This window comes from Vannielia litorea (assembly GCF_018424695.1).
Lineage (GTDB): Bacteria > Pseudomonadota > Alphaproteobacteria > Rhodobacterales > Rhodobacteraceae > Vannielia > Vannielia litorea_A.
On sequence record NZ_QTNQ01000063.1, the window covers coordinates 1 to 24,923 of the forward strand.

Here is a 24,923-nt window from a genome sequence, read left to right on the forward strand (position 1 = left end):
GGCCAGGGCGATCAGGGCGGCGGAGAGGGGGAGAATGCGGGTCATTTGTCTGTCCTTTGGGTCAATCAACTGGGTTCGTTTATCTCGGTGACGGCCCTCATTGGCTGTCACAAGGCTTACGTTTCGGCGCCCGGGTTTATTCACCCGACCCCACGAATTTTCGTACGAAAATTCGTATCCCGCTGATTTCAAATGAAACTTATTTTGCCGCAACCGCTTCCAGCAGTGCCAGCGGCACGATCTCCAGCGCTCTCTGGTGGGTCGCCTCCAACACCACCTGCGGCGGGCAGCCCTCGTCATGGGCCTGCATGAAGCGGCTGGCGCAGAGGCACCAGCGGTCACCGGGCTTCAGCCCCTCAAAGCCATACTGCGGCATCGGCGTGGTCAGGTCGTTGCCCACGTATTTGCTGTAGGCCAGAAACTCCGCCGTCATCACCGCGCAAACGGTATGGCTGCCCGCATCCGCAAGGCAGGAGTTGCAATGCCCATCGCGAAAGAAGCCGGTCACGGGCGCCGTCGAACAGGGCGCCAGCGGGCCGCCCAGCACGTTGACGGCGGGGTATTTCTCCAGTGCGGTCATTCCATCGCCCCCGCGCCCGCATTGGCCGCGGCGATCTGCCGGAACCACGCCATCATCCCGTCGCGCACTTCGCCCTGCCCAAAGGCCGGATCGGCGGCGCTGACGGCGATCACCACCCGCGCGTCCCGGTTCACGTAGATGTATTGCCCGTAGATCCCCACCGCCATGAACTCCCCGCTGCCCTCCTTGGGCATCCACCAGTGATAGCCGTAGCGCCAGCGCCCCGGCGCGGTGTTGGCCGAGGGGCGGGTGCTCTCTTCGACCCAGTCGTAGGGCACGATCCGCAGCTCGCCCAGCCGCCCGTCCTGCGCGTACATCAGGCCGAAGAGCGCGTAGTCCCGCAGCGTCATGTTCAGCCCGCCCAGCACAAAGCCCTGCCCGCGCGCATCCGTCAGCAGGTAGGGCTGCCCTTCCAGCGCCATCGGCGCCAGCAGCCGCTCGCCCAGCAGCGTGGCCATGTCCTGCCCGGTGGCGCCGCGCATCACCATGCCCAGCACATGGGTGTCCATCGACACGTAGCGCCAGCGCTCCCCCGGCGGCCCGGCGCGGGCATCAAGCCCGGCGGTGAAACTGTCGAGCGAGCCGCCGATGGCGAGGATGCGTCCCATCTTGTTGATGTCCGACCAGAAGTCCGAATAGGTCTCGTCAAACTCCACGCCCGACTGCATCTGCAGCACGTCGCGAATGGTCGCGCCGTCATAGGCCGAGCCTTCCAGCGCCGGGGCATAGCGCGTCACCGGGTCATCGAGGCTCTCGATCTCGCCCGCGTCGATCAGGATGCCCAGCAGGGCCGAAACAAAGCTCTTGGCCACCGACCACGAGATCCGCAGATCCTCCGCCCCGGTGCCCAGGTGGTAGCTCTCATGGGTCACCTGCCCGTCCGCCAGCACCGCCACGCCGGTGATCCGGCGCGCCGCGATCAGCGCTTCCGACCCTTCCGGCAGCGGCACCTCTGCGCCCTGCAACATCGGCTGCAACGCCCCGCCCGGCGCCACCGGCAGCTCCACCGAATGGAAGAGCTCGCCCATGTGCCCGAAGTTCCAGACAATCACGTCCGGGTCGAACAGCCGCTGCACCGCCCAAAGCCGCGCCACCTCCTCGCGCTTCACCCACGCGCCAGCCCCCGCTGCAACAAGCAACAGCAGAAGCCCGACACCAATCGCCTTGAACGCAGCACGCATGGCCGCCACACGACCACGGGGCGCCCCGGCGCGCAAGCCGCTTCCGGTTCCCCATGCGCAACCAAGAGGCGCCGCGTTTTCGGCGAATCGCGCTAGAATTGCAGGACGCTTCACGAACGAAGGGAACTAGCAACCGTGCAACCACCCAAGGCCACCCCCAAGCAGCCTACGCCGCGCCGCCCTTCGGTCCAGCGTCACGTCGCCTTCTGGATAGGTTTTTTCGCCGCGTCCCTCGTGATCGTGCCAATTGCGATCGGCGTCTGGGGGCTGGCCGAAGACATGGCCGAACTGTGGGTGGTCTTCCTTTATGGAGCTATCGCCACGCTCGTCGGAATCGCGGTTCTGGCCATCCTGTTCCGCGACCGGGTGATGACGTGGCTCCTCGGGCGCGCTGACGCCTCTCTGGAAGAGGTCAGCTCCCGTCTGGTCTCCACCATCGCCGCCGCAGTTCGCGGAGATCATAAGGGGGCCGAGGAGGAGGGGAAAGTTCTGGCGGCAGTGCTGGCCGGATGGTGGGCGTGGTCAAACCTCTACCGTTGGGTCATCGGCTCTGCCCTCGGGCTGCTCGTGGCCTTCGGCGCCTTCGTGGGGACGGTGCTTCTCTTCGAGCAGAACCGCAAGCTGGGCCAGCAGACAACCGCGCTGGAGACCCAGACCAAGGCGCTAGAAACACAAACGACCCGTCTTGGCGAGCAGACCGCCTTCATGGAGGCGCAGACCAAATTAATGCAGACCCAAACAGACAGGCTGGAAGACCAGGCAGAACAGGCGACAATGCAGAACGAGATCCTCACGCTTTCGCTGGTAAACGAATTGCGCTCCCAGTTTCTCGTTTCAGTGCGGGAGGTCAACTTCGCGAAGGCGTTGTTGCCGCAAACTACCCTGCCAGAAACCGGTGAAGTCCTGTGGAACACGGAAAAGACATGTGGACTGCGGATGAACCCGACAGTCACCCTGCAAACCGCGCCCAGCAACGCGATCATCGAAGAGGTAGCGCGGCTTTCTCGTGAGGGCGCCCTGGCCCCGAGGGTAAGGGCCGCGCTCAGGATCCTGCTGAAGGACCGCGAGCCAGCCGTAGTCTACGGCGCCGCAAAAGCGCTTGACCTTACCGGTGATCAGATCAATGGCGAGATCGAGTTGAACGGCCTTTACGCCGAGAAGATCGATTTCCGCAATGCACAGCAATTGTCGATCCGGGACTCTTTTCTTAGGGAAATCAATTGTCCCGATTGCGGGGTTCGTCTTTCGGGAGGCTTCTTTGGCTCGATCTACAGAGTGGATTTCGTAGACGGGGCCGGGTTTGTGGTGGCGGGTCCTATTGGTGAAGATGTCAGGATCAACTCGTTCGCCGGCATTGGGATGGTCTTGTTCTTCTCTTCGGATGATGCGGTCGATCTGCGGTGGCAAAGCTTCGAAGGGCTTTTTGGCGAGTTCGGGCGAGTGCGCATACAGTCCCTGTTTATGGGCGACACTCAGAGCCTTTGCCGGGCCTTCGAGAGTATCTCGGACTCGAACCCGCTCTTCAATTATTTCTCCACCGATACCGCCGGGGAGTGAAACGACCAAAGCCATCACCTGACGGAATTAAAAAAGGGCGGCCCGAAGGCCGCCCCGATCCTCTATCCCCGTGGCCTCACTCGGCCTCGGCGGGCTCCAGCGCGTGCAGGCCCTTCAGCAGGTCGATGGCATAGGCCAGCTGATAGTCCTCGTCGCGCAGCTCGGCGGATTTTTCGGCCGCGGCGCGCTCTTCCTCGATCTGGCGGATCTCGTCCTCGCTGAGGCTGTCATTGCTGATCGCGCCGCGCAGGTCGGCTTCCGAGCGGTTGCGGCGGGCGGTCGACTCTTCTTCTTCCTCCTGCGCGTTCGGGTCAACCGTCGGCTGCTCCACCACGATGTCGGGGGAGACGCCGAGCGCCTGAATCGAGCGGCCCGAGGGGGTGTAGTAGCGCGCGGTGGTCAGCCGCATCGCGCCGTCGCCTTTCAGCGGCATCACCGTCTGGACCGAGCCCTTGCCGAAGCTCTTGGTGCCCACCACGATGGCGCGGCGGTGATCCTGCAGCGCACCGGCCACGATCTCCGAGGCCGAGGCCGAGCCGCCGTTGATCAGCAGCACAATCGGCTTGCCCTCGGCGAGGTCACCGGCGGTGGCGTTGTAACGGTCGCCATCGGCGGCCTGGCGGCCCCGGGTGCTCACGATCTCCCCCTTCTCCAGGAAGGCGTCAGACACCTTGATCGCCTGGGTCAGCAGCCCGCCCGGGTTGTTGCGCAGGTCAAGGACGATGCCGTTGATCGCATCCATGCCCCCGGCCTCTTCCACCGCCTTCTTCAGCCCCTCTTCGAGGTTGGGGAAGGTCTGATCATTGAAGGTGGTGATCCGCAGCACCACCGAGTCGCCCTCGGTCCGGGTGCGCACGGCAGTGAGCTTGATGGTGTCGCGCACGATGGTCACGTCAAACGGCTCGTCCACGCCCTCGCGCACCACGGTGATGATGATCTCGCTGCCCACCGGGCCGCGCATCAGGCCCACCGCGTCGTCCAGCGTGAGGCCCAGCACCGACTCGCCGTCGACATGGGTGATGAAATCGCCGGCTTCGATGCCCGCCTCGTCGGCCGGGGTGTCGTCGATCGGCGAGACGACCTTCACGAAGCCCTCTTCCTGCGTCACCTCGATGCCGAGGCCGCCGAACTCGCCCCGGGTCTGCACCCGCATGTCGGCGGCATCGTCGGGCGACAGGTAGGAAGAGTGCGGATCGAGCGAGGTGAGCATCCCGTTGATGGCCGCTTCGATCAGCTCCTTCTCGTCCACCTCTTCCACGTATTGGGCGCGAATGCGCTCGAAGATGTCGCCGAAAAGGTCGAGCTGTTCGTAGATCGAGGCGTTGCGATCAGTCTCCTGCGCGATCAGCGGGCCCGCGATCTGGGTGCTCATCAGCACCCCTGCCAGCGTGCCGCCCAGCGCGGCCATCATGAATCTCTTCATACCATCATCCATCCTTGGTAGCGGCGAACCATTGGGTGGGGTCCACCGGGGCGTCGCCCTGTCTCAGCTCCATATAAAGCGTTTCGCTGCGCTCTGCACCCGCTTCCGGTGCCACTCCTTCTGCAAACTCGGCGGCCTCCGCGCCCTGCCCGGGGGCAAGCCCGCCCATCAGGCCGATGGGCGCCCCGGCAGGCACGATCTCGCCGGGCTCACCATAGACAGTTTCCAGGCCCGCAAGCACCAGCAGAGTGTCGGGTGCGGGCTCAAGGATCATCACGTTTCCGTAGTCCAGAAGCGGGCCGGTATAGCGGATGGTGGCGGTGGCGGGGGCGGTCAACAAGGTGCCGGGGTAGAGCGCCAGCAGCAGCCCGGGCCGCGCGATGCCTGCAGCGTCCGGCTCCTCGTAGCCCCGGATCACCGTGGCCGGGCCGGGCAGCGGCAGCCTGCCGCGCTGCGCGTCGAAATCGCCACTCTCACCTGCGCTGGTGCCCGCCACCTGCGCCAGTCCCGAGGCGAAGGAGGCCAGCGTATCCGAGGTTTCCAGCAGTTGGCGCAGGCGCTCCGGGTCTTCTACGTAGCGGCGCGGCAGCTCGGTGCGTTCGTCGATGGCCCGGGTCAGGGCCAGCCGCGCCTCCTGCGCGCCGCGCAGCCCTTCGGCCAGTGTTTCGCGGGCGCTTTCCTGAAGGATCTGAAGCAGGGTGATCTCCTCCACCTGCCCCCTCAGCGCCGCCGCCTCTGCCTGGAGGCCCGGCGTGATGTCGCCCAAAATCATCGCCGCCCGCGCCGTGCCCGCAGGCCCCGACGGGTGCAACAGGAGCAGCGGCGCGGGGCTGCGCTCCATGGTCGAGAGCACGCCCAGCAAGCGGCTCACCTCCGCCTCCCGCGCATCGAGCGCGGCGCGCAGCACCTGCTCGCGAATGGCGGCCTGCCTGAGCCCGGTGCGCAATGCTGTCAGCCCGGTTTCGTAGGCCCGCACGGTGCGGGTCAGCGCCTCGACCCGGTCGGTTCGGGTTTCGGCCTCTTCCAGCGCCTTCGCCGCCTTGTCCAGCAGCCCGGCGGCATCGATCGCAATCTGCGAGGGGTCGTCCGACTCCTGCGCGGCGACGGACACGGCAAAAGCTGCGGTCAGCGCAAGGCCCAGAATCAGAGCGCGGATCATCCCAGCAGGCTCTTTCCCGTCATCTCCTCGGGCTGCGGCAGGCCCATCAGCGCCAGCACTGTCGGCGCAAGGTCGGCCAGCCGCCCCTCGCGCACGGAGGCCCCCTCCGGCGCGCCGTAAATCACCACCGGCACCGGGTTGAGCGTGTGGGCGGTGTGCGGCCCGCCGGTTTCCGGGTCTATCATCATGTCGCAATTGCCGTGGTCGGCGGTCACGATGATCGCCCCGCCCGCCTTCTCCAGCGCCTCCAGCGCCCGGCCCAGCCCTTCGTCGACGGCCTCGCAGGCGGCCACGGCGGCCTCGATCACGCCGGTATGCCCCACCATGTCGGGATTGGCGAAGTTGACCACGATGAAGTCGTAGCCCTTCTCGATTGCCGCCACGAGCCGCTCGGACACTTCGGGCGCGCTCATCTCGGGCTGCAGATCGTAGGTCGCCACATCGGGGCTTTTGGGCATGTAACGGTCTTCGCCCGCCTCCGGGTCTTCCTTGCCGCCGTTCAGGAAGAAGGTGACATGTGGGTATTTCTCGGTTTCCGCGATGTGAAACTGGGTCAGCCCCTGCTTGGCCACCCAGGCCCCCAGCGTGTTGACGATGTCGCGCGGCGGGAAGCAGGTGGTCATGTAGGCGTTGTGGCCCTCGGAGTATTCCACCATGCCCAGAAGCGCCGCCAGTTCCGGCCGCTTGCCCACTTTGAACTCGGCAAACCCGGGCTCGCCGATGGCGCGCAGGATCTCCCGCGCCCGGTCGGCCCGGAAATTGAGGAAGAAGAGGCCGTCGCCGTCCTTCATCCCGGCGTAATCGCCCAGCACCGTGGGCAGGATGAACTCGTCGGTCTTCTCGGCCTCGTAGGAGGCCTGAACCGTGCCGACCGCCGTCTCGCCCTGCGCGCCCTCGCCATGCACGATGGCCTCATAGGCCTTGGAGACCCGATCCCAGCGGTTGTCCCGGTCCATCGCGTAATAGCGCCCGGAGACGGTGACAAAGCGCGCGCCCTCGGGCAGGTCCTTTTCGGTTTCGCCGATGTAGCTATCGGCCGATTTCGGCGCCACGTCACGCCCGTCGGTCAGCGCATGGATCGCCACAGGCACACCGGCGGCGGCTATGGCTTCGGCGGCGGCGATCATATGCGCCTGATGGCTGTGCACCCCGCCCGGCGAGACGAGCCCCGCCAGATGCGCCGTGCCGCCGGACTTTTTCAGCGCGGCAATGAAGGCCCCCAGCCCCTCGTTCTGCGCAAAGGAGCCGTCCTCGATGGCCAGGTCGATCTGGCCGAGGTCCATCGCCACCACCCGGCCCGCACCGATATTTGTGTGGCCGACTTCCGAGTTGCCCATCTGGCCCGAGGGCAGGCCAACGTCGGGGCCGAAGGTGGTGAGGGTCGAATTGGGGCAGGTCTGCATCAGCCGGTCGAAATTGGGCGTCTTCGCCAGCGCTGGCGCATCCCCGGGGCCGCCGTCGCCAATGCCCCAGCCATCGAGAATGCAGAGAACAACGGGTTTGGGCATGGGAAGGCTCCTTCGGGCTGCTGAGGGCGTTCTAGACCATCACGCAGACGGTGAAAACGGGGGCCGCTCGTCCGCCCTTCGAGGCGTCCTCGCGCGATCGGGCTTGCTCGTCCGCCCTTCGAGGCGTCCTCGCGGGGGCGATGACGGCCTGAAAGGCCAGGAAGAGCCAGCCCCCTACTCCCGATGATAGGGCGTCCCCGCCAGAATGGCCGTTGCCCGGTAAAGCTGCTCGGCCAGCATCACCCGCGCCAGCATGTGCGGCCAGACCATCTTGCCGAAACTCAGGGTAAAATCCGCCTCGGCCACCAAGGCCGGGTCCAGCCCGTCGGCCCCGCCGATCATCAGCGCCACCTCGGGGCGGCCCGTATCACGCCACTTGGCGAGCTGCGCGGCAAACCCGGGCGAGCTCATCACCTTGCCGCGCTCGTCCATCGCCACCACCACGGCCCCGCTCGGCACCGCGCGGCGCAGCAGCTCCGCCTCTGCCGGTTTGCCCCCGCCGCGCTTGTCTTCCAGCTCGACAACGCGCGCAGGCCCAAGCGCCAGACCGCGCCCGGTTTTCCCGGCGCGGTCGAGGTAATCGTCAATCAGGGATTTTTCCGGGCCGGCGCGCAGCCGCCCGATTGCAAGGATCGTCAGCTTCAAGGGCGCGTCAGGCGGTGGCCGTGACCGGCTGCCACATCTTCTCGAGCTGGTAAAAGTCGCGGACCTCGGGGCGGAAGACATGCACGATCACATCGCCGGTGTCGATCAGCACCCAGTCGCCCGCATCTTTGCCCTCGACCTTGCACTGCGTGCCGAACGCCTGCTTGAGCCGATCCACGAGCTTTTCCGAGATCGCGCCAACCTGGCGGCTGGAGCGGCCCGAGCAGATCACCATGTGATCGGCAATGGTCGACTTGCCCGAGAGATCGATCGTCACGATCTCCTCGGCCTTGTCGTCTTCGAGCGATTTGAGGATGTGCGCGAGCAGATCACTGCCGCCTTGAGGTGCCCCGGGCTGCGGGGCGTTGCCTGCCGTGTGCTGGACGGTGGCCTCCGAAGAGTGAGACAGGAGATGATCCTCCGTGGTTGCGCGCCTGTGCTGCCCCGACGCCGGGCCTGTCTGCAAACTAGCACCCGGGCGCGGCTGCATCAATGTTTCTTGACACATCCACCCCCCGCCCCGCACGCCCCGGCGGATCGCCGCTTTACCCCCGCGCGGCAGGGTGGCAACGTGCCCGCCATGACCTCGCTCAAGGCCTTCAGCCCGCTGTCGGAAGCGGAAGAAAAACTGCTTGCCGCCTGCGGCGGCCCCGACCGGGTCACGCTGGGCGACGGCAAGCTGCCTGCGGGCGACGCGGAAAACCCCGCCGTCGAGGTGCGCGCGGCCCTGCTGCGCGAGCTGCTGCTGGGCCTCTACGAGCATCCGCTCAACCCCAAGGGCCTTCGCCTGCGCGGCGCGCGGATCACCGGCGTGCTCGACCTGCAAGGCACCGATTGCACGCTCGACATCACCCTCTCATCCTGCCGGATCGAGGGCGAGATGAACCTGGTGAACGCCTCGCTCCGGGGGCTCCACCTGCAAGGCTGCTGGGTCAAGGCACTCACCGCCGACAATGCCCGCTTCTCCGGCTCGGTCTACCTGCGCGGGGAGAGCCACGTGGCCGGCGAAATCGGCCTCGCCGGAGCGCGGATCGGCGGGGACCTGCAAATCTGCGGCACCACCCTCGACGGCGACGGGCAGGATGCCATCTTCGCCCCCTCGCTCCGGGTCGAAGGCTCGGTGTTTCTGGGCAACTACCCCTACGCGGAGGGCGAAACCGAGCTGCGCGCCCACGGCATGCTCTTCCTGTCCTCCGCCCGCGTCGACCATGACGTGTTCATCACACATTGCGCCATCGACCTGCCCGAGGAGCCGCTGGGCCACGGCGCCTTCGGGGCCACCGAAGAGCACGGCGCCGACATCGCCATTTCGCTGGCGCGGGCGCGGGTGGGCGGCATCCTCTACTTCCAGCACAACGAAATCACCCGCGTGGTCAACCTTGCGGGCGCCGATGTGGCCCGCTTCAAGGACGAACCCACCGGGCCGGGTGCGGCCTACCCGCTCAGGCTCGACGGCTTCCATTACTCGGACTTCTCGCGCCACGCCGACACGCGCCCCACCGAGCGCCTGCAATGGCTGGCCCGCCGGCCCGAGGGGCTGGCCTTCAACGCGCAACCCTACGAGCAACTCGCCTATGTGCTGGGCCGGATGGGCCACCGGGGCGATGCCCAGACCGTGCTGATGGTCAAGGAGCGGCTGCTCAGGGCCGAGAACCGAAGGCTGCGCGCGGAGACCTCCGGCATCCGGGTGCGCTGGCTGATGATGTGGCTGTCGGATGTGGTGCTGCGCTTCACCGTCGGCTACGGCTATCGCCCCGGGCGCTCGGTCGCCTTCGCCGCCGTGCTCATCGCCGGGCTCGCCGCCTTTTACCAGACCACATGGAACGCGGGCGACATGACGCCCAATGCCGCCCCCATCCTCACCTCGCAGCCCTGGATCGCGGCGACCGAGAGCCACCCCGAGGCCCCCGGCGCCTTCTGGAGCCAGCCGGGCGAGGCCGGGCAGGACTGGGAAACCTTCTCATCTCTCGCCTATGCCGCCGACCTCGTTATCCCGCTGGTGGACTTCGGCCAGGAAGATGCCTGGGCCCCCTCCACCTCCCGCTCGCCCTGGGGCGTGGCGGGCTGGTGGCTGCGCTGGTTCGCCAAGGGCATCGGCTGGATCGTCACCGCGCTGGCCGCCGCCGCCCTCACCGGCCTCATCCGCCGCGACTGACTGCTGGTCAATTGCGCGCCTTGCGGCGCAAGACACGTTTTGTCTGGCGCGGATGATGGCCCGGGCTCCCGGATCGGCACCGTTGCGCTGCGGGAGAGGGGCGGTCTTGAGTATTTTCAGCAAGAAAATGCACAGGGTTGCACGACTGGGCCCCCTGCGGGAGCAGGTGGTCAGGGGGAAGGGCTGGGAGGCGGCCGGAAACCCCACCGCCGGGACGATCGAGGACCAGCGACGATGGGGGGTTTCCTTGCACGGTCATCAGCCTCCCGGCCCGTGGCCTGCCCCAAGGGTATCGCGGCACCCTGAATGGCGGTTGCAAGCCGCCGGGAGGGGCTGACGTTTCTCCAGGGTCACGCGCCCGGTTCGGGCGCAGCGGCAAGGCGGCGGGCGTTCAGGTGCCTGCATTGGGCACCATCGCTATTGAATAACCCGCCCCCCTGCCCCTAACTCCCCTCATGACCGATCCCGACTCGCTTCCCTATCGCCCCTGCGTGGGCGTGATGCTTCTCAACCGCGATGGCCATGTGTTTACCGGACAGCGCATCGATTCCGATCAGCCGGCCTGGCAGATGCCGCAGGGCGGGCTCGATCCGGGGGAAGATCACCGCACCGCCGCCCTGCGCGAGCTGGAGGAGGAAACCGGCATCCCGGCATCGCGTGTCGAGATCCTGGCCGAGACGGCGGAGCCGGTGCGTTATGACCTGCCGCCGGAGCTTCTCGGGAAGGTCTGGAAGGGCAGGTATCGCGGGCAGGAACAGCATTGGGTGCTGATGCGTTTTCTCGGCGAGGACGCGGAGGTGAACCTGGCCACCGAGCACCCCGAGTTCTCGCAGTGGCGCTGGCTGCCCGGCACCGATCTTGTGGCCAACATCGTGCCGTTCAAGCGCAGCGTCTATGAGGCCGTCGTGGCTGAATTCCAGGAGTATCTTGCATGAAACCCCTCGCCGCCGCCCTCGCCTTCACCGCCGCCCTCGCCGCCGCCCTTCCCGCCGCCGCGCTCTCCTGCATGCGGCCCGATCCGGTGCGGCTCTACACCCAGGCGCGCGATGCCGAGGCGCGCTACCGCATCGTCCACGGCACGCTGACCGCGCAGGAGACGGTGCGCAAACGCAAGACCACCGGCAATGACAGGTTCAATCCCAAGCCGGTGCATGTGAAGGCGCGGTTGCAGGGCATGCAGCTTGGCGCCGGTGGCTTTGCCACGCCGATCGACACGCCGGTGACGGTGACGCTGGCCTGCTTCGCCTCCTGGTGCGGCGGCTGGCCCAGGTCCGGGCAAATGCTGATGTCGGTCGAAGAGGGCAAGGACGGGGGGCTCATCGTCACCTCCGACCCCTGCGGCAGCCAGATTTATCCCAAGCCGACGCGCGCCGAGCTGCGCCGGGTGCTGACATGCCACAAAGGCGGCAGCTGTGCCGAGGCCAGCCGCTGATCGTGCTTTTCCGCACAGCCAGTCTCGGCTAGACGGATCGGCATGGGACAGAAAGTCGACACACGCGCCATCGGCCTCGACGTGGGCCTCAGCTTCATGCGCTGGCTCACCGGGGCGGAAAACCTGCATTACGGCCTTTGGACGGGCCTGCCTGTGGCCGCCGAAAATCTCGGCGCCGCGCAGGCTGCCTATACCGAAAAGCTGTTTTCCTACCTGCCCGCAGGCCCCCTGCGCATCCTCGACATCGGTGGCGGCGCGGGCGAGACGGCAAAGAAGCTGATCGCTCTGGGCCACGAGGTGGAAATCGTCGTGCCCTCGCCCTTCCTCGCCTCCCGCTGTCGCCAGAACGCGCCCGAGGCGCGGGTGCACGAATGCATGTTCGAGGAGTTCAGCGGCGCCGGCGGGTTTGACCTCTGCCTGTTTTCCGAGAGCTTCCAGTACATCCCACACGCGGTGGCGCTGAAGGAGGCGCTGGCGCTGGTGAAGCCCGAGGGCCGCATCCTCATCGCCGATTGCTTCCGCTCGGAGAACTACGAGGGCGTGAAGCGCAGCCAGACGGTGGGCGGCGGGCACAGGCTTTCCGAGATGCGGGCAACGCTGGCCGAAATGGATCTGACCGTGGAGGCGGAGGAAGACATCACCGAGGCCGTCGCCCCCTCCATCGACCTCGAGCAGGGGCTGTTCAACGTCATCGGCCACGGCGTCAACCGGGTGGACGCGGAGCTGAAGGTAAAGCGCCCGAAGACCCGCTGGGCGCTGGCCTTCGCGATCCGGCGGATGGTGAGCGAGCGGCGGCTGTTCCGGCTGAACGAACGGCTCAACGAGCAGAAGCGCACCTCCGAAGCCTTCTGCCACTTCAACCGCTACGTCATCCTGCGCCTCGCCCGCTGACAGGCCAGCGGGGTTCGATTTTTCGCGCGCTGTCGGCTAGATTGGCCCCAGGGACTGACGGGAGGGCGGCAGCATGCGTATTGCAACCATGGCCACGGGCGGCATCGGCGGCTATCTCGCCGTGCTACTCTCCAAGGCCGGTCACGAGGTGGCGACCATTGCTCGGGGGGCACACCTCGCCACGATCCGCGCTCACGGCCTGACTCTTGAAGGCCCCGACGCCAACGCCACGGTGCGCCCCTGGATGGCCACCGATGACCCCTCCGAGGTGGGGGAGGTCGATGCGATCATCTTCGGCGTGAAGGGCGATGCGCTGGGTCCGGCGGCCGAGGCCTGCCGCCCGATGCTGCGCGCCGAAACCGTGGTGGTGCCCTTCCTCAACGGGGTCGAGGCAGCGGATCGGCTGGCCGGCGTCCTGCCGCCCGGCAATGTGGCCAACGGCATGTGCAAGGTCTCCACCACCATCGCCGCGCCGGGGGTGATCCGGCAGGTTGGCACCTTCTCGAGCTTCACCTTCGCCGAGCGGGACAGCACTCCCTCCGCCCGGATCGACGCGCTGCGCGCTGCCATCGCGGGCGCGGGGCCCGAGGCTCCGCCGACCGACGATATCGTGCGCGACGTCTGGGAGAAATTCGTGCTGTTTTCGGCCATGTCCGGGGTCACCGCCGCAGGGCGCTGCACGATCGGCGAGATCACCGCCATCCCTCAGCTCGCCGACCTGTTCCGCAACGTGATCGCCGAGACCGCCGCCGTCGGCCGGGCGCGTGGTGTCGCCCTTCCGGCGACCGTAGAAGAAAGCGCCTGGGCCTTCGCCTCCGGCATCACCCCCGAGATGCGCGCCTCCACCGCCATCGACCTCGAACACGGCCGCCCGCTCGAAGTGGATTGGGTTTCGGGCGCCGTCTGCCGACTGGGCCGTGAGGTCGGCGTGCCGACGCCCGCCAACGATGCGCTCTACGCCGTGCTCCTGCCGCACAAGGCGGGCGGCGGTGCGCCATGAATGCACCACGGCCGAGCACTGAACCTGCACGGAATCAAGGCGAAGCCGCCGTACAGCGTCATGCTGGATGCATGCCTTTGGCATGACCCGCCCCCCCGGGGCGGCGCTTCGGTGACCACAGCGCATGCCTCCGAGGTCAGATGACCACTGCACCGTAAAGCGCCCCCGAACTTCCGTTGCTTGCGCCACCCCGCGGGACGGCGCTGCACGGCGTCCCCTTCACATCACCGCAAAGGCGCTCTTCTGCCCCGCTGTCTTCTGGGTCTTGAAGATCGAGGTGTTGTCGGGCGCGGGCGGCAGCGGCATCCGCACCGGCACCTGCTCCAGCCGCGGCTCCAGCACCGGCGCGCCCGTCACCATCCGCGCCTGGATGTCGTCCCAAAATTTCCGCTGGCCCAGGGCGTGGATGTAACTCGACGCGCCCAGGATCGGCCAGGCATCGGCGCGGGCCAGCTCGTAGAACAGGATCAGCCGGTTGCGGTCGCTCATGTTGGGCGCCGAGCCGTGCAGCGTGCGCACGTGATGCACCGTCATGCTGCCCGCCTTCCCGGTGAGGGTGACGGCCTTTGAAAGATCAAAGTCCGGATCGTCCGGGCTGACAGCCCCCGCAAAGACCCCGTTCACATGGTGGCTCAGAACCGGCCCCTTGTGGCTGCCCGGAATCACCATGAGAGGCCCGTTCGCCTCATCCACATCCTCCAGCATCAGCCCGAAGGCCAGCAGATCATCATTGGTGTGCGGGTAAAAGGCCCAGTCCTGGTGCCACTCCACCGCCGCCCCGCCGCCAGGCGCCTTGGTGTTGAGCTTGGAGGTGTTGATCAGCGTATCGGGGCCGAGCAGCCCGTTCAGCACCTCGGTCACCCCGCTCCGGGTCAGGATCTCCCAGAAATAGGGGTCCTGCTTGTGCGGCAGCTTGATCCGGGTCAGACGCGGGCGTTCCGCCGAATGCCCTTCGTCGAGGTCATAGCGATCATCACTCTCGGTCAGGCCGCGCGAGGCGTCGATCATCGCGTAGGTGATCTCCTGCAGCTTTGCCAGCTGCTCCGGCGTCACCACGTTCTCGACCATCAGGTAGCCGTTCTCGTCGTAAAAGTCTTTCTGGTCCTGCGTCAGCATTGCGCGTCTCCTCCCGACTCATGGTATCGATACCATTCTTGCGTGGTATCGATACCATCGTTATCCCGAATGCGTCAACGCCGGAGCACACATGCAGAAGAAGTGGGTCACCATGGGCGATGTCGCCCGCGCCGCAGGGGTGGGCAAGATCACCGTCAGCCGTGCGCTTTCGACGCCAGCCAAAGTTTCCGCCGCCACGCGCGAAAAGGTCGCCGCCGCCGTGGCCGAGCTGGGCTACGTGCGCGATGACACGGCAGGCGCGCTCTCGTCCCAGCGCAGCCGCGTGGTGGGGGCCATCGTCTCCACCTTCGATCAGCCCACCTTCGCCTCCACCATCCGGGGGCTTTCCGAGGGACTGGCGCAGGGCGGCATGCACCTGCTGCTGGGCACCACCCAGTACGAGCCGCAAACCGAGGCCGAGCTTGTCGCCACCCTCATGGGCCGCCGCCCCGATGCGCTGATCCTCACCAGCTCCGAGCATCGGCCCGAAACCCGCGCGCTGCTCACGCGGGCGGGCCTGCCGGTGGTGGAACTCTGGGAGCTGCCGGACGCGCCGATCTTCGCCGCCGTCGGCTTCTCCAACCGCGCCGCCGCCCGCGCGATGACGGATCACCTCGTGCACACCGGCCGCCGCGCCATCGCCTTCCTCTCCACCGACCGCGCGCATGACACCCGTGCCCACATGCGTGCCGAAGGCTACGCCGAGGCTCTTCCCGGCCATGCCCCCCGCATCCTTCGCCTGCCGCCCCGCGCCGATGCGACCGGCCCCGATTACGGCTCCCAGGGCCTAGCACAGATCATGGAGACCTGGCCCGACACCGATGCGGTTGTCTGCGTGTCCGACGCGCTCGCCATCGGCGCGTTCTGCGAGGCCGGGCGGCGCAGTCTCGATGTGCCTGGCAAGCTCGCCATCACCGGCTTCGGCGACGTCCCAGAGGTCGGCGCCTCCGCGCTCGGCCTCACCACCATCCGCATCGACGGCCACGCCATCGGGCGCAAGGCCGCCGCGCTCACCCTCGCCGCCACTTCGGGCCAACCCCTGCCGGAAAGGCGCATCGACATGGGCTTCTCCCTCACCCGCCGCGCCAGCAGCTGACCGGATCCAATTGCGCGCCTGCGGCGCATTCCTTTTTGTTTTTTTGCCACCGGTCGGGATACCTGGAGCAAGAACATGCAGCGGGGCGCACCCCTGTTCATTTTCTTGCTCCAAGCACTCAATCCCACGGCGCAAACAGCGCGCCCGCCGATCAGGCGCGCCAGACGCCGCGAAGAGGGGCCGAGCCGTGAGGCGCGGCGCCGATGAGCGGCCCGGCTCAGCCCTTCTTCACCTCTTCCTCCATGTCCATCCCGTTCAGCCGGGCAACATGGTCGGTGACGAAGGGCACGAAGTCGCCCCCCGCGCCGATCGCTTCGACATGGTTGAAGTAATGCCGCACCGCGCTGGCCACGATGTTGGTCATGCCCGCGTCAGCCGCCATGGAGTTCACGTAGCGCAGATCCTTGTTTGCATTTGTGATGGTAAACTTGTGCACCTCCGCCTCGCGCTCCACGCAGCCCTTGGTGAAGGTGTCGAAAAACCCGTTGCCCAGCCGCGAGCCGCCGATCACGGTCTGAAACTGCTGCGGGGTGATGCCCACCTTCGCCCCGAGCACCGCCGCCTCGGCATAGAGCGAGGCGTAGCCCATCGAGATGAAGTTCATCAGCAGCTTCATCTTGTGCCCGTTGCCGGTGGGCCCGAGGTGGTTGATGGTGCCTGCCCAGCATTCGATCACCGGCAGCACCTTGGCATAGCTTTCGTCATCCGCGCCCACCATCGCATCCAGCGTGCCCTCCTCGGCCTCCTTCGGCGTGCGGCCCAGCGGCGCGTCCACCAGCCTGCCGCCCTTCGCTTCCAACGCGGCGGCCAGCTTCATCGTGCTCACCGGGTCGGCGGTGGAACATTCCACCACGATCAGCCCGGGCCTCGCGCCTGCCAGAAGCCCGTCGTCGCCCTCGAAGACCGCCTCCACCTGCGGCGAGTTGCCGAGGCAGATATGGATGATCTCGCAGGTCTCGGCCATCTCGCGCGGGCTGGCCGCCTCACTCGCGCCCATCGCGACGAGGCTCTCGACCGGCGTGCGGTTGCGGTTGCCCTTCACCACCAGCGGATAGCCGCCTTTCAGGATGTTCTTGGCCATCCCGTGGCCCATGAATCCCACGCCGATGAACCCGACGGTCGGTTTGTCTGCCATGTTGTCCTCCCAGAGAATCTCAAAGACTGGCGGTGATGCCGCCATCTACAAAGAGCGTGTGCCCGTTCACGAAACTCGCCGCATCCGAGGCGAGGAACACAGCCGCCCCCACCAGCTCTTCCACCTTGCCCCAGCGCCCCGCTGGGGTGCGTCTCTCCAGCCAGGCGGTAAACTCCGGGTCCGCCACCAGCGCCGCGTTCAGCGGCGTCTCGAAGTAGCCCGGCGCGATGGCGTTGCAGTTCAGCCCGTATTTCGCCCAGTCGGTCGCCATCCCCTTGGTGAGGTTCGCCACCGCCCCCTTGCTCGCGGTGTAGGGCGCAATGCCCGGCCTTGCGAGCTGGGTCTGGACGCTCGCGATGTTGATGATCTTGCCCGCGCCGCGCTCAATCATCCCACGCGCCACCGCCTGCCCCACGTAGAAGGCCGAGTTCACATTGGTGCGCATCAGCCGGTCAAAATCTTCCGGCTCGAAATCTTCCAGCGGGCCGCGATGCTGCATCCCGGCGTTGTTCACAAGGATGTCCAGCGGCTTGCCGAAGCCCTCCACCGCCGCGCGCACGGCGGCTGCGTCGGTCACATCGAAGGCCAGGGTTTCCACCTCGGCCCTTGTCGCCCGCAGCTCTTCCGCCGCCTCTTCCAGCCGTTCCGCGTTGCGCGCGTTCAGCACCACCGAGGCCCCGGCCTCCGCCAGCCCCCTGGCCAGCGCCGCGCCGATCCCCATGGACGAGCCGGTGACGAGGGCGCGCCGCCCTGTCAGATCGAAAATCTTCATAAGTCCTCCCGCATGCTCGCCCTCCCGTTGACAATCGGGGGCCGAGCCTTCATGCAAATGGTATACCATTTGGGGCGGCATGCAACCGCCCCGCTCTGGGAGGAGTCACATCGATGAAGGCCCTTTTTGCCCATGGGGCGCATGATCTGCGCCTTGAGGACTGCAATGCCGTTGCACCCGGCCCCGGCGAGGTTGCGCTGCGGATGCGGCGCGGCGGCATCTGCGGCTCCGACCTGCATTATTACCACAACGGCGGCTTCGGCACGGTCAAGCTGCGCGAGCCGATGATCCTCGGCCATGAGGTGGCGGGCGAGATCACCGCGCTTGGCGACGGGGTCGAGGGCCTCGCGGTGGGAGACCTTGTCGCCGTCTCCCCCTCGCGCCCCTGCGCCGGCTGCACCGAATGCCTGCGCGGGCTGCCCAACCAATGCCTCAACATGCGCTTCTACGGCTCCGCCATGCCCTTCCCGCATATCCAGGGGGCCTTCCGCGAAGAGCTGGTGGCAATGGCCTCTCAATGCGTGCCTGCCGCGGGCCTCAGCGCCGCCGAGGCCGCCATGGCCGAGCCGCTCGCCGTGTGCCTCCACGCCACGCGGCTGGCGGGCGACCTGCTGGGCAAGCGCGTGCTCGTCACCGGCTGCGGCCCCATCGGCCAGCTCTGCATCCTCGCCGCCCGCCGCGCCGGGGCCGGTGAGATCGTGGCCACCGACATCGCTGGCCCCGCGCTGGAGGCGGCCAGAACCTCCGGCGCCGACGTGACGCTGAACACTGCCGAAAGCCCCGAGGCCCTCACCCCCTACACCGAGAACAAGGGCAGCTTTGACGCCGCCTTGGAATGCTCCGGCGCGCCGCAGGCCCTTGCCGCCTGCATCTCCACCCTGCGCCCGCGCGGCACACTGGTGCAGCTCGGCCTCTCGGGCGACATGGCCGTGCCGATGATGCAGGTCACCGCCAAGGAGATCACTCTCAAGGGCTCCTTCCGCTTCCATGAAGAGTTCGCCGTTGGCGTCACCCTCATGCAGAAAGGCCTGATAAACGTGACCTCGCTCATCACCCACAGCTTTTCGCTGGCCGACTACGCGGAAGCCTTCACCATGGCCTCCGACAAGTCCCGCGCGATGAAAGTCCAGCTGGAATTCTGATGCTCACCTTCTTCGCCGCCGTCTTCTTCCTCATCATCACCCCCGGCCCCGGGGTGCTGACAACGGCGGGCGTGGGCTCGGGCTTCGGCTTCAAACCGGGGCTGCGCTATGTCACCGGGCTCTTCATCGGCAACAACCTTGTCGGCCTCGCGGTCATCACCGGCGTCGCCGCCGTGGTGCTCTCGGTGCCCGCCATCCGGATCGTGCTCACGGTCGCCTCGGTGGCCTACCTGTGCTACCTCGCCGCCAAGATCGCCTTCGCGGGCAGCAAGATCGCGTTCATAGAGGCTAAATCCGCGCCGGGCATACTGAACGGCGTGCTGCTGCAAACCATTAACCCCAAGGCCTACGCGGTGAATACGGCGCTCTTCGCCGGGTTTCCCTTCCTGCCGGAAAGCCTCGTGTGGGAAACCGTGCTGAAGGTGCTCCTCATCAACGCCGTCTGGATTCCCGTCCACCTCGGGTGGCTCTGGGCCGGGGCGACCCTGCACCGGCTCAACCTGCCCGAATCCGCCCACCGCAAGATCAACTACGCCATGGCCGCCTCGCTGCTCGCCGTGGTCGCTCTCGCCCTCTATGCAAGCTTCGCCAGATGACCATTGCCAACGCCCTCTCCCGCCTCGCCTTCCTCGGTGATCGCCTCGTCACCTCCGGCGCCGTGCGTGACCAGCACGGCCAGAACGAAACCTACTACCCTGACACCCCGCCCGATGCCGTGGCCTTCCCCGAAACCACCGAGGAAGTCAGCCAGATCCTGAAAATCTGCCACGAAGAAAGCTGCCCCATCGTCCCCTATGGCGCCGCCTCCTCGCTCGAAGGCCAGCACCTCTGCACCTCCGGTGGCCTCTCGCTCGACATGAACCGCATGGCGAGCGTTCTCGACGTCCGCCCCGAAGATCTCAACTGCACCGTCCAGCCCGGCATCACCCGCCTGCGGCTGAACGAAGAGCTGCGCGCCACAGGCCTGATGTTTCCGGTCGACCCCGGCGCCGATGCCTCCATCGGCGGCATGGCCGCCACCCGCGCCTCAGGCACCACTGCCGTGCGCTACGGCACCATGCGCGAGAACATCCTCGCGCTGGAGGCGGTGATGGCCGATGGCACCGTGATCCGCACCGGCACCCAGGCCCGCAAATCCTCCACCGGGTATGATCTCACCCACCTGCTCATCGGCTCCGAGGGCACGCTCGGGATCATCACCGAGCTGACCCTGCGGCTTCAAGGCATCCCAGAGGCCACATCCGCCGCCACCTGCCGCTTCGAGTCGGTCGAAGATGCGGTGAACTGCGTGATCGCCACCATCCAGTCCGGCCTGCCCATGGCCCGGATCGAGCTGCTGGACGAGATGATGGTGAAGGGCTTCAACGCCTATTCCGGCGCAGGACTGCCCGAGGTGCCCCACCTCTTTCTCGAATTCCACGGCACCCCCGCCAGCGTGGCCGAACAGGCAGAGACCTTCGGGATGATCGCCGAAGACTTCGGCGCATCCGGCTGGCAAGTGGCTGAAAAGGCCGAAGACCGCACCGCCCTCTGGGCCATGCGCCACAAGGCCCACTACGCCTCCGCCGCGCTCGGCAAGGGCAAGCACCTCTGGCCGACGGACGTTTGCGTGCCGATCTCGCGTCTCGCCGAGGCCGTGCTTCAGGCCCAGAAAGACGCGGTGAAGCTCGGCCTCACCTCCACCATCGTCGGCCATGTCGGCGATGGCAACTTCCACGCCGGGGTGAGCGTGGACCCGTCAGACCCCGACGAAATGCACCGCGCCGAAGCTTTCACTGGCGCGCTGGCCAAAACCGCGCTGCGCCTGGGCGGCACGGTGTCGGGCGAGCACGGCATCGGGCTGGGCAAGCAGAAATACATGGCCGAAGAGCACGGCCCTGCCCTTGCCTACATGCGCGCCATCAAGCAGGCCTTCGACCCCAGGAACATCCTCAACCCAGGCAAGCTCCTGCCGCCAACCAACGAGGTGCCCCATGCTGCCGCAGAATAGCGACCAGGCCGTTCTCACCACCCGCGTCTGGAAACCCGAGGTCGGCCCCTGCGTCGTTCGGCTGGAGGCCAACCGGGTGATCGACATCACCTCCAAGGCCATCCCCACCATGCAGGCCCTGCTGGAGCAGCCCGACCCGGCAGCCACCGCCCGCTCCGCGCCCGGCAACTTCCTCTGCACCTTCGACGACCTCGCGCAGGGCTCCACCGAGGCCGCGGGCCCCGACACGCTCCGCCTCCTCGCCCCGGCAGACCTGCAAGCCATAAAGGCCAGCGGCGTCACCTTTGCCGAGTCGATGGTCGAGCGCGTCATCGAAGAGCAGGCGGCGGGCGATGCCGACCGCGCCGAAGAGATCCGCGCCAAGGTGAAATCGGTGATCGGTGACAGCCTTTCAGGCATCACTCCGGGCAGCCCGCAGGCGATGGACGTGAAGACCGTGCTGCAAGCCGAGGGCCTCTGGAGCCAATACCTCGAAGTCGGCATTGGCCCCGATGCCGAGGTCTTCACCAAGTGCCAGCCCATGGCCGCCGTGGGCTTTGGCGCCGCCGTCGGCCTGCATCCGATCAGCAGCTGGAACAACCCCGAGCCCGAGGTGGTGCTCGCCGTCTCCTCCAAGGGCAAGATCGTCGGCGCAACGCTGGGCAATGACGTCAACCTGCGCGATGTCGAGGGCCGCTCCGCCCTGCTGCTGGGCAAGGCGAAAGACAACAACGCCTCCGCCGCCCTCGGCCCCTTCCTGCGCCTCTTCGACGACAAGTTCACCCTCGACGACGTGCGCCGCGCCCACCTCACCATGAGCGTGACCGGCGAAGACGGCTTTACCCTCGAAGGCTCTTCCTCGATGGAGAAGATCAGCCGCGATCCCGCCTCCATCGTCGAGCAAACCATCGGGCGGCATCACCAGTATCCCGACGGCTTCTTCCTCTACCTCGGCACCATGTTCGCGCCCGTCAAAGACCGTGACGCGCCCGGCCAGGGCTTCACCCACCACCCGGGCGACGTGGTCTCCATCTCCACCCCGCTGCTCGGCACCCTCACCAACACCGTCCGCCTGTCCACCGAGGCGCCGGAGTGGACCTTTGGCACCTCCGCCCTCATGCGCAACCTTGCCCAGCGAGGCCTGCTATGAGCCTCTATGACGACACCCAGTGCAACCTCGGCGAAGGCCCGCTATGGCACCCCGAGCGGCAAGAGTTCTTCTGGTTCGACATCAACAAGCACCACATGCACACCCAACGCCGTGGCGAAACCTTCACCTGGGAGTTCAACCACTATGTCTCCGCCGCCGGCTGGGTTGACCGGGACACGCTGCTGATCGCCTCCGACACCGCGCTCTTCACCTTCAACCTCGCCAGTGGCGCCCGCGAGGAGATCGCCGCACTGGAGGCCGACAACCCGGTGACCCGCTCCAACGATGGCCGCGCCGACCCGCAGGGCGGCTTCTGGATCGGCACCATGGGGATTGAAAAGGAAACCGGCGTCGGCGCCTATTACCGCTACTACCGCGGCGAGCTGCGCCAGCTCTGGGCGCATTGGACCATCCCCAACTGCACCTGCTTTTCCCCAGATGGCACCACCGCCTGGATCGCCGACACCCCGGAAAACAAGATCTGGCGCGTCGCGCTGGATGAGCACGGCTGGCCCAAGGGCGACCCCGAGCCATGGGCCACCCTTCCCAAGGCCACCCACCGCCCCGACGGCGCGGTCTGCGACACCCAGGGCAACCTCTGGATCGCGCAGTATGGCCACGGCAAGGTCACTGTCCACGCGCCCGACGGGACCGAGCTGCGCAGCCTCCCCGTGCCCGGCAAGAACACCACCTGCCCCGCCTTCGGCGGCCCCGAGTTGAAGCAGCTCTATGTCACCACCGCCATCCAGGATGATCCCGATCCCGCCCCCGAAGACGGCTGCACCTACCTGCTGGACCCGCAAGCCACCGGCCAGGCCGAACATCGGGTGATCCTGTGAGCCGCTTCCTCGCCATCGGAGAATGCATGGTCGAGCTGGCCCAGACCGGGCCCGATACCTACCGCCGCGGCTTCGCGGGCGACACCTTCAACACCGCCTGGTATGCCCGCCGCTGCCTGCCCGACAGCTGGGATGTCACCTACGCCACCGCCGTCGGCACCGATGCCACCTCCGCCGAAATGCTCCGCTTCATCGAGGGCGAGGGCATTACGCCGGCGGTGCGCGAAATCCCCGACCGCACCGTCGGCCTCTACATGATCGCCACCGAGAACGGCGAGCGCAGCTTCTCCTACTGGCGCAGCCACTCCGCCGCCCGGATGCTGGGCGAAGATACCGACTGGCTCGCCGCCACCTTCGCGAGCGCCGACATGATCCACGTCTCCGGCATCACCCTCGCCATCCTGCCGCCCGACCAGCGCGTGCGCCTCTGCAACGCCCTGCGCTCCTCCCCCGCCACAGTCAGCTTCGACACCAACCTGCGCCCCCGGCTCTGGGACAACGAGCGCGAGATGAAGCGCGGCCTCACCCTGGGCGCCTCCGCCGCCTCCATCGTGCTGCCCAGCTTCGACGAGGAAACCGCGCTCTTCGGCGATGCCACGCCCGCACACACCATCGCCCGCTACCGCGAGGCCGGGGCGCATATCATCGCGGTGAAGAACGGGGCCGAAGCCCTAACGCTGGCCACGCCGGACGGGATCACCGAAATCGAGGTCGAACCCGTGGACGAGGTGGTGGATTCCACCGCCGCGGGCGACAGCTTCGCCGCTCGCTTCCTCGCCGGGCTGGCACAGAACGAACCACCCGAAAAGGCCGCCCGCGCCGCCATGCGCCTTGCGGCACAGGTCATCGGCGCACCGGGCGCCCTCGTCCCCAACATTTTCTCAGGAGACACCCAATGAACATCCTCATCATCGGCGGCGCAGGCGTCGTCGGCCAGAAACTCGCCCATGCGCTGGCCGAAAAGGGCACCCTGCGCGGCAAGCAGATCAGCCGCATCACCCTGGCCGATGTGGTCGCCCCCACGCCGGTCGACGCCCCCTTCGCCGTCAACACCGTGACCTGCGACATCACCGACCCGGCCTCGATGGAAGCCACAATCACGCAGGACACCGACGTGATCTACCTCCTGGCCGCCATCGTCTCGGGCCAGGCCGAAGCCGAGTTCGACCTTGGCTGGACCATCAACATGCACGGCACCATCAACGTGCTCGAACGCGCCCGCGCGCTGGGCACCAAGCCGGTGGTGGTCTTCTCCTCCTCCATGGCCGTCTACGGCGGCGACACGCCCGATCCGATCACCGATCACTCGTCGCTCAACCCGCAAACCTCCTACGGCGCGCAAAAGGCCATCGGCGAGATGATGGTGACGGATTATTCCCGCAAGGGCTTCATCGACGGCCGCGCCTTCCGCCTGCCCACCATCTCGGTGCGCCCCGGCAAGCCCAACCTCGCTGCCTCCGGTTTCATGTCGTCGATCTTCCGCGAGCCGCTGAACGGCGTCGAGGCCAACTGCCCGGTGAGCGACGACTTCCCGCATTACTACCTCAGCCCGCGCAAATGCGTCGAAAACCTCGTAATCGGCGCCGAGATCCCGGCGGAAGACTTCGGCCCCAACCGCGCCGTGCAACTGCCCGGCCGGATGTGGACGATCCGCCAATGCATCGACGCGATGACGGCGGTGGCCGGCCCCGAGCCCGCCAAGCTCATCACCTGGAACGACGACCCGGAGATCCAGGCCATCGTGAAGGGCTGGCGCTTCGATCTGCGCCCCGAAAAGGCCCTGCGCCTCGGCATGTCCGCCGATGACAGCTTCGAAGACAACATCCGCTATTACATCGAAGACGATCGCCCCTGATCCCATCATCGGCCGGTGCGTGCCCCGCGCGCGCGCCCGCACCTGCGCCCGTGGGGTGGGCAATCTGCCCACCCTACCCGCCACCGCGCCCCTTGACCGCATCCGTCACATCGCCCCCAATACCGGCGATGCGCCTCCACCCCTCGCCCAATGACACCGAGCTCCGTGTTCTTCTGCTGGAGGCCCTTGCTGCCTATGGCGCTCACCATGACACCGCTGCCTGGCGCCTCGCCCATACCGAGCAGAACGGCCCCCGCACCCTGGCGCTCTTCACCGGGCCGCAGGGCGCCTGCCACGCCCTGCTCACCGAGGGCACCC

General features: G+C 67.1%; 26 protein-coding genes. 16 read left to right on the forward strand and 10 right to left on the reverse strand.

Features of this window, described 5'->3' with window-relative positions:
• Positions 1-186, forward strand: a 186-nt coding sequence (locus DYI42_RS17500; protein ID WP_213547577.1) for a hypothetical protein, incomplete at its 5' end; no start/stop codon positions are given.
• Between the two features lie 13 nt (positions 187-199).
• Here DYI42_RS17500 and DYI42_RS17505 read toward each other — a convergent pair.
• The gene (locus DYI42_RS17505; protein WP_440870649.1) at positions 200-580 is read right to left on the reverse strand and encodes a DUF2237 family protein; all 381 of its coding nucleotides are present in this window, start codon (positions 578-580) and stop codon (positions 200-202) included.
• Complete coding sequence (locus DYI42_RS17510; RefSeq protein WP_213547578.1) at positions 577-1,761, reverse strand: serine hydrolase domain-containing protein; 1,185 nt, start codon at positions 1,759-1,761, stop codon at positions 577-579. The genes DYI42_RS17505 and DYI42_RS17510 overlap by 4 nt, the downstream gene beginning before the upstream one ends.
• 135 nt (positions 1,762-1,896) lie before the next feature.
• Here DYI42_RS17510 and DYI42_RS17515 point away from each other — a divergent pair, with 135 nt between their 5' ends.
• On the forward strand, positions 1,897-3,318 hold the full coding sequence (locus DYI42_RS17515; protein WP_213547579.1) for a hypothetical protein: 1,422 nt from the start codon (positions 1,897-1,899) through the stop codon (positions 3,316-3,318).
• 76 nt (positions 3,319-3,394) lie between these two features.
• On the opposite strand, the gene DYI42_RS17520 is transcribed toward DYI42_RS17515, so the two are convergent.
• From DYI42_RS17520 to rsfS, 5 genes are all read right to left on the reverse strand, one after another.
• Positions 3,395-4,741, reverse strand: a complete 1,347-nt coding sequence (locus tag DYI42_RS17520) for a S41 family peptidase (protein ID WP_213547580.1) — start codon at positions 4,739-4,741, stop codon at positions 3,395-3,397.
• 4 nt (positions 4,742-4,745) lie between these two features.
• A complete protein-coding gene (locus tag DYI42_RS17525; RefSeq protein ID WP_213547582.1) occupies positions 4,746-5,900 on the reverse strand; it encodes a murein hydrolase activator EnvC family protein in 1,155 nt (384 codons plus the stop codon).
• On the reverse strand, positions 5,897-7,408 hold the full coding sequence (gene gpmI, locus DYI42_RS17530; protein ID WP_213547584.1) for a 2,3-bisphosphoglycerate-independent phosphoglycerate mutase: 1,512 nt from the start codon (positions 7,406-7,408) through the stop codon (positions 5,897-5,899). Before gpmI ends, DYI42_RS17525 begins: the two co-directional genes overlap by 4 nt.
• Before the next feature lie 174 nt (positions 7,409-7,582).
• On the reverse strand, positions 7,583-8,053 hold the full coding sequence (gene rlmH, locus DYI42_RS17535; RefSeq protein ID WP_213547586.1) for a 23S rRNA (pseudouridine(1915)-N(3))-methyltransferase RlmH: 471 nt from the start codon (positions 8,051-8,053) through the stop codon (positions 7,583-7,585).
• A gap of 7 nt (positions 8,054-8,060) precedes the next feature.
• Positions 8,061-8,543 (reverse strand): ribosome silencing factor, encoded by a 483-nt coding sequence (gene rsfS, locus DYI42_RS17540; RefSeq protein ID WP_213547599.1) that lies wholly within the window; start codon positions 8,541-8,543, stop codon positions 8,061-8,063.
• Between the two features lie 90 nt (positions 8,544-8,633).
• Between rsfS and DYI42_RS17545 the strand changes: the two genes are divergently transcribed.
• The 5 genes from DYI42_RS17545 (at position 8,634) to DYI42_RS17565 (ending at position 13,531) form a co-directional block, all read left to right on the forward strand.
• Positions 8,634-10,208, forward strand: coding sequence for a hypothetical protein (locus tag DYI42_RS17545; RefSeq protein ID WP_213547600.1), 1,575 nt, complete (start codon positions 8,634-8,636; stop codon positions 10,206-10,208).
• 455 nt (positions 10,209-10,663) lie between these two features.
• The gene (locus DYI42_RS17550) at positions 10,664-11,143 is read left to right on the forward strand and encodes an RNA pyrophosphohydrolase (RefSeq protein WP_213547601.1); all 480 of its coding nucleotides are present in this window, start codon (positions 10,664-10,666) and stop codon (positions 11,141-11,143) included.
• A complete protein-coding gene (locus DYI42_RS17555; protein ID WP_213547602.1) occupies positions 11,140-11,640 on the forward strand; it encodes a hypothetical protein in 501 nt (166 codons plus the stop codon). The genes DYI42_RS17550 and DYI42_RS17555 overlap by 4 nt, the downstream gene beginning before the upstream one ends.
• Positions 11,641-11,682: 42 nt before the next feature.
• Positions 11,683-12,531, forward strand: coding sequence for a class I SAM-dependent methyltransferase (locus DYI42_RS17560; RefSeq protein WP_213547603.1), 849 nt, complete (start codon positions 11,683-11,685; stop codon positions 12,529-12,531).
• A gap of 73 nt (positions 12,532-12,604) precedes the next feature.
• Positions 12,605-13,531, forward strand: a complete 927-nt coding sequence (locus DYI42_RS17565; protein WP_213547604.1) for a ketopantoate reductase family protein — start codon at positions 12,605-12,607, stop codon at positions 13,529-13,531.
• 219 nt (positions 13,532-13,750) lie between these two features.
• On the opposite strand, the gene DYI42_RS17570 is transcribed toward DYI42_RS17565, so the two are convergent.
• Positions 13,751-14,647, reverse strand: a complete 897-nt coding sequence (locus tag DYI42_RS17570; RefSeq protein WP_213547606.1) for a phytanoyl-CoA dioxygenase family protein — start codon at positions 14,645-14,647, stop codon at positions 13,751-13,753.
• A gap of 91 nt (positions 14,648-14,738) precedes the next feature.
• Between DYI42_RS17570 and DYI42_RS17575 the strand changes: the two genes are divergently transcribed.
• Positions 14,739-15,743, forward strand: coding sequence for a LacI family DNA-binding transcriptional regulator (locus tag DYI42_RS17575; protein WP_213547608.1), 1,005 nt, complete (start codon positions 14,739-14,741; stop codon positions 15,741-15,743).
• 217 nt (positions 15,744-15,960) lie between these two features.
• Here DYI42_RS17575 and DYI42_RS17580 read toward each other — a convergent pair whose 3' ends face one another.
• Together DYI42_RS17580 and DYI42_RS17585 are read right to left on the reverse strand one after the other, a co-directional pair.
• Positions 15,961-16,878 carry an NAD(P)-dependent oxidoreductase gene (locus DYI42_RS17580; protein WP_213547610.1) on the reverse strand — a complete coding sequence of 306 codons (918 nt, stop codon included), beginning with the start codon at positions 16,876-16,878 and terminating at the stop codon, positions 15,961-15,963.
• Positions 16,879-16,897: 19 nt separating this feature from the next.
• Positions 16,898-17,650 (reverse strand): SDR family oxidoreductase, encoded by a 753-nt coding sequence (locus DYI42_RS17585; RefSeq protein ID WP_213547612.1) that lies wholly within the window; start codon positions 17,648-17,650, stop codon positions 16,898-16,900.
• A gap of 113 nt (positions 17,651-17,763) precedes the next feature.
• Here DYI42_RS17585 and DYI42_RS17590 point away from each other — a divergent pair, with 113 nt between their 5' ends.
• The 8 genes from DYI42_RS17590 to DYI42_RS17625 all read left to right on the forward strand — a co-directional run.
• The gene (locus DYI42_RS17590; protein WP_213547614.1) at positions 17,764-18,792 is read left to right on the forward strand and encodes an L-idonate 5-dehydrogenase; all 1,029 of its coding nucleotides are present in this window, start codon (positions 17,764-17,766) and stop codon (positions 18,790-18,792) included.
• Entirely contained in the window at positions 18,792-19,388 is a 597-nt protein-coding gene (locus tag DYI42_RS17595; RefSeq protein WP_213547622.1) for a LysE family translocator, read from the forward strand. Before DYI42_RS17590 ends, DYI42_RS17595 begins: the two co-directional genes overlap by 1 nt.
• Complete coding sequence (locus tag DYI42_RS17600; protein WP_213547623.1) at positions 19,385-20,782, forward strand: FAD-binding oxidoreductase; 1,398 nt, start codon at positions 19,385-19,387, stop codon at positions 20,780-20,782. Before DYI42_RS17595 ends, DYI42_RS17600 begins: the two co-directional genes overlap by 4 nt.
• Positions 20,766-21,911 carry a fumarylacetoacetate hydrolase family protein gene (locus DYI42_RS17605; RefSeq protein ID WP_213547624.1) on the forward strand — a complete coding sequence of 382 codons (1,146 nt, stop codon included), beginning with the start codon at positions 20,766-20,768 and terminating at the stop codon, positions 21,909-21,911. The genes DYI42_RS17600 and DYI42_RS17605 overlap by 17 nt, the downstream gene beginning before the upstream one ends.
• Positions 21,908-22,750 (forward strand): SMP-30/gluconolactonase/LRE family protein, encoded by an 843-nt coding sequence (locus DYI42_RS17610; protein WP_213547625.1) that lies wholly within the window; start codon positions 21,908-21,910, stop codon positions 22,748-22,750. The genes DYI42_RS17605 and DYI42_RS17610 overlap by 4 nt, the downstream gene beginning before the upstream one ends.
• Positions 22,747-23,649: a sugar kinase gene (locus tag DYI42_RS17615; RefSeq protein WP_213547626.1), complete on the forward strand. Its 903-nt coding sequence runs from the start codon at positions 22,747-22,749 to the stop codon at positions 23,647-23,649. The genes DYI42_RS17610 and DYI42_RS17615 overlap by 4 nt, the downstream gene beginning before the upstream one ends.
• Positions 23,646-24,605, forward strand: a complete 960-nt coding sequence (gene denD / locus DYI42_RS17620) for a D-erythronate dehydrogenase (protein WP_213547627.1) — start codon at positions 23,646-23,648, stop codon at positions 24,603-24,605. The genes DYI42_RS17615 and denD overlap by 4 nt, the downstream gene beginning before the upstream one ends.
• A gap of 128 nt (positions 24,606-24,733) precedes the next feature.
• On the forward strand, positions 24,734-24,923 hold a 190-nt coding region (locus tag DYI42_RS17625; RefSeq protein ID WP_213547628.1), incomplete at its 3' end, for a hypothetical protein.

Excerpts from the sequence above, each read along its gene's own strand:
- rsfS (WP_213547599.1), bottom strand. The coding sequence starts at position 8,543 with ATGCAGCCGCGCCCGGGTGCTAGTTTGCAGACAGGCCCGGCGTCGGGG.
- DYI42_RS17565 (WP_213547604.1), top strand. The coding sequence starts at position 12,605 with ATGCGTATTGCAACCATGGCCACGGGCGGCATCGGCGGCTATCTCGCC.
- DYI42_RS17550 (WP_213547601.1), top strand. The coding sequence starts at position 10,664 with ATGACCGATCCCGACTCGCTTCCCTATCGCCCCTGCGTGGGCGTGATG.
- DYI42_RS17545 (WP_213547600.1), top strand. The coding sequence starts at position 8,634 with ATGACCTCGCTCAAGGCCTTCAGCCCGCTGTCGGAAGCGGAAGAAAAA.
- DYI42_RS17505 (WP_440870649.1), bottom strand. The coding sequence starts at position 580 with ATGACCGCACTGGAGAAATACCCCGCCGTCAACGTGCTGGGCGGCCCG.
- DYI42_RS17605 (WP_213547624.1), top strand. The coding sequence starts at position 20,766 with ATGCTGCCGCAGAATAGCGACCAGGCCGTTCTCACCACCCGCGTCTGG.
- DYI42_RS17575 (WP_213547608.1), top strand. The coding sequence starts at position 14,739 with ATGCAGAAGAAGTGGGTCACCATGGGCGATGTCGCCCGCGCCGCAGGG.
- DYI42_RS17525 (WP_213547582.1), bottom strand. The coding sequence starts at position 5,900 with ATGATCCGCGCTCTGATTCTGGGCCTTGCGCTGACCGCAGCTTTTGCC.
- DYI42_RS17600 (WP_213547623.1), top strand. The coding sequence starts at position 19,385 with ATGACCATTGCCAACGCCCTCTCCCGCCTCGCCTTCCTCGGTGATCGC.
- DYI42_RS17595 (WP_213547622.1), top strand. The coding sequence starts at position 18,792 with ATGCTCACCTTCTTCGCCGCCGTCTTCTTCCTCATCATCACCCCCGGC.
- DYI42_RS17585 (WP_213547612.1), bottom strand. The coding sequence starts at position 17,650 with ATGAAGATTTTCGATCTGACAGGGCGGCGCGCCCTCGTCACCGGCTCG.
- denD (WP_213547627.1), top strand. The coding sequence starts at position 23,646 with ATGAACATCCTCATCATCGGCGGCGCAGGCGTCGTCGGCCAGAAACTC.
- DYI42_RS17570 (WP_213547606.1), bottom strand. The coding sequence starts at position 14,647 with ATGCTGACGCAGGACCAGAAAGACTTTTACGACGAGAACGGCTACCTG.
- DYI42_RS17560 (WP_213547603.1), top strand. The coding sequence starts at position 11,683 with ATGGGACAGAAAGTCGACACACGCGCCATCGGCCTCGACGTGGGCCTC.
- DYI42_RS17520 (WP_213547580.1), bottom strand. The coding sequence starts at position 4,741 with ATGAAGAGATTCATGATGGCCGCGCTGGGCGGCACGCTGGCAGGGGTG.
- DYI42_RS17610 (WP_213547625.1), top strand. The coding sequence starts at position 21,908 with ATGAGCCTCTATGACGACACCCAGTGCAACCTCGGCGAAGGCCCGCTA.
- DYI42_RS17510 (WP_213547578.1), bottom strand. The coding sequence starts at position 1,761 with ATGCGTGCTGCGTTCAAGGCGATTGGTGTCGGGCTTCTGCTGTTGCTT.
- DYI42_RS17580 (WP_213547610.1), bottom strand. The coding sequence starts at position 16,878 with ATGGCAGACAAACCGACCGTCGGGTTCATCGGCGTGGGATTCATGGGC.
- DYI42_RS17555 (WP_213547602.1), top strand. The coding sequence starts at position 11,140 with ATGAAACCCCTCGCCGCCGCCCTCGCCTTCACCGCCGCCCTCGCCGCC.
- gpmI (WP_213547584.1), bottom strand. The coding sequence starts at position 7,408 with ATGCCCAAACCCGTTGTTCTCTGCATTCTCGATGGCTGGGGCATTGGC.
- DYI42_RS17590 (WP_213547614.1), top strand. The coding sequence starts at position 17,764 with ATGAAGGCCCTTTTTGCCCATGGGGCGCATGATCTGCGCCTTGAGGAC.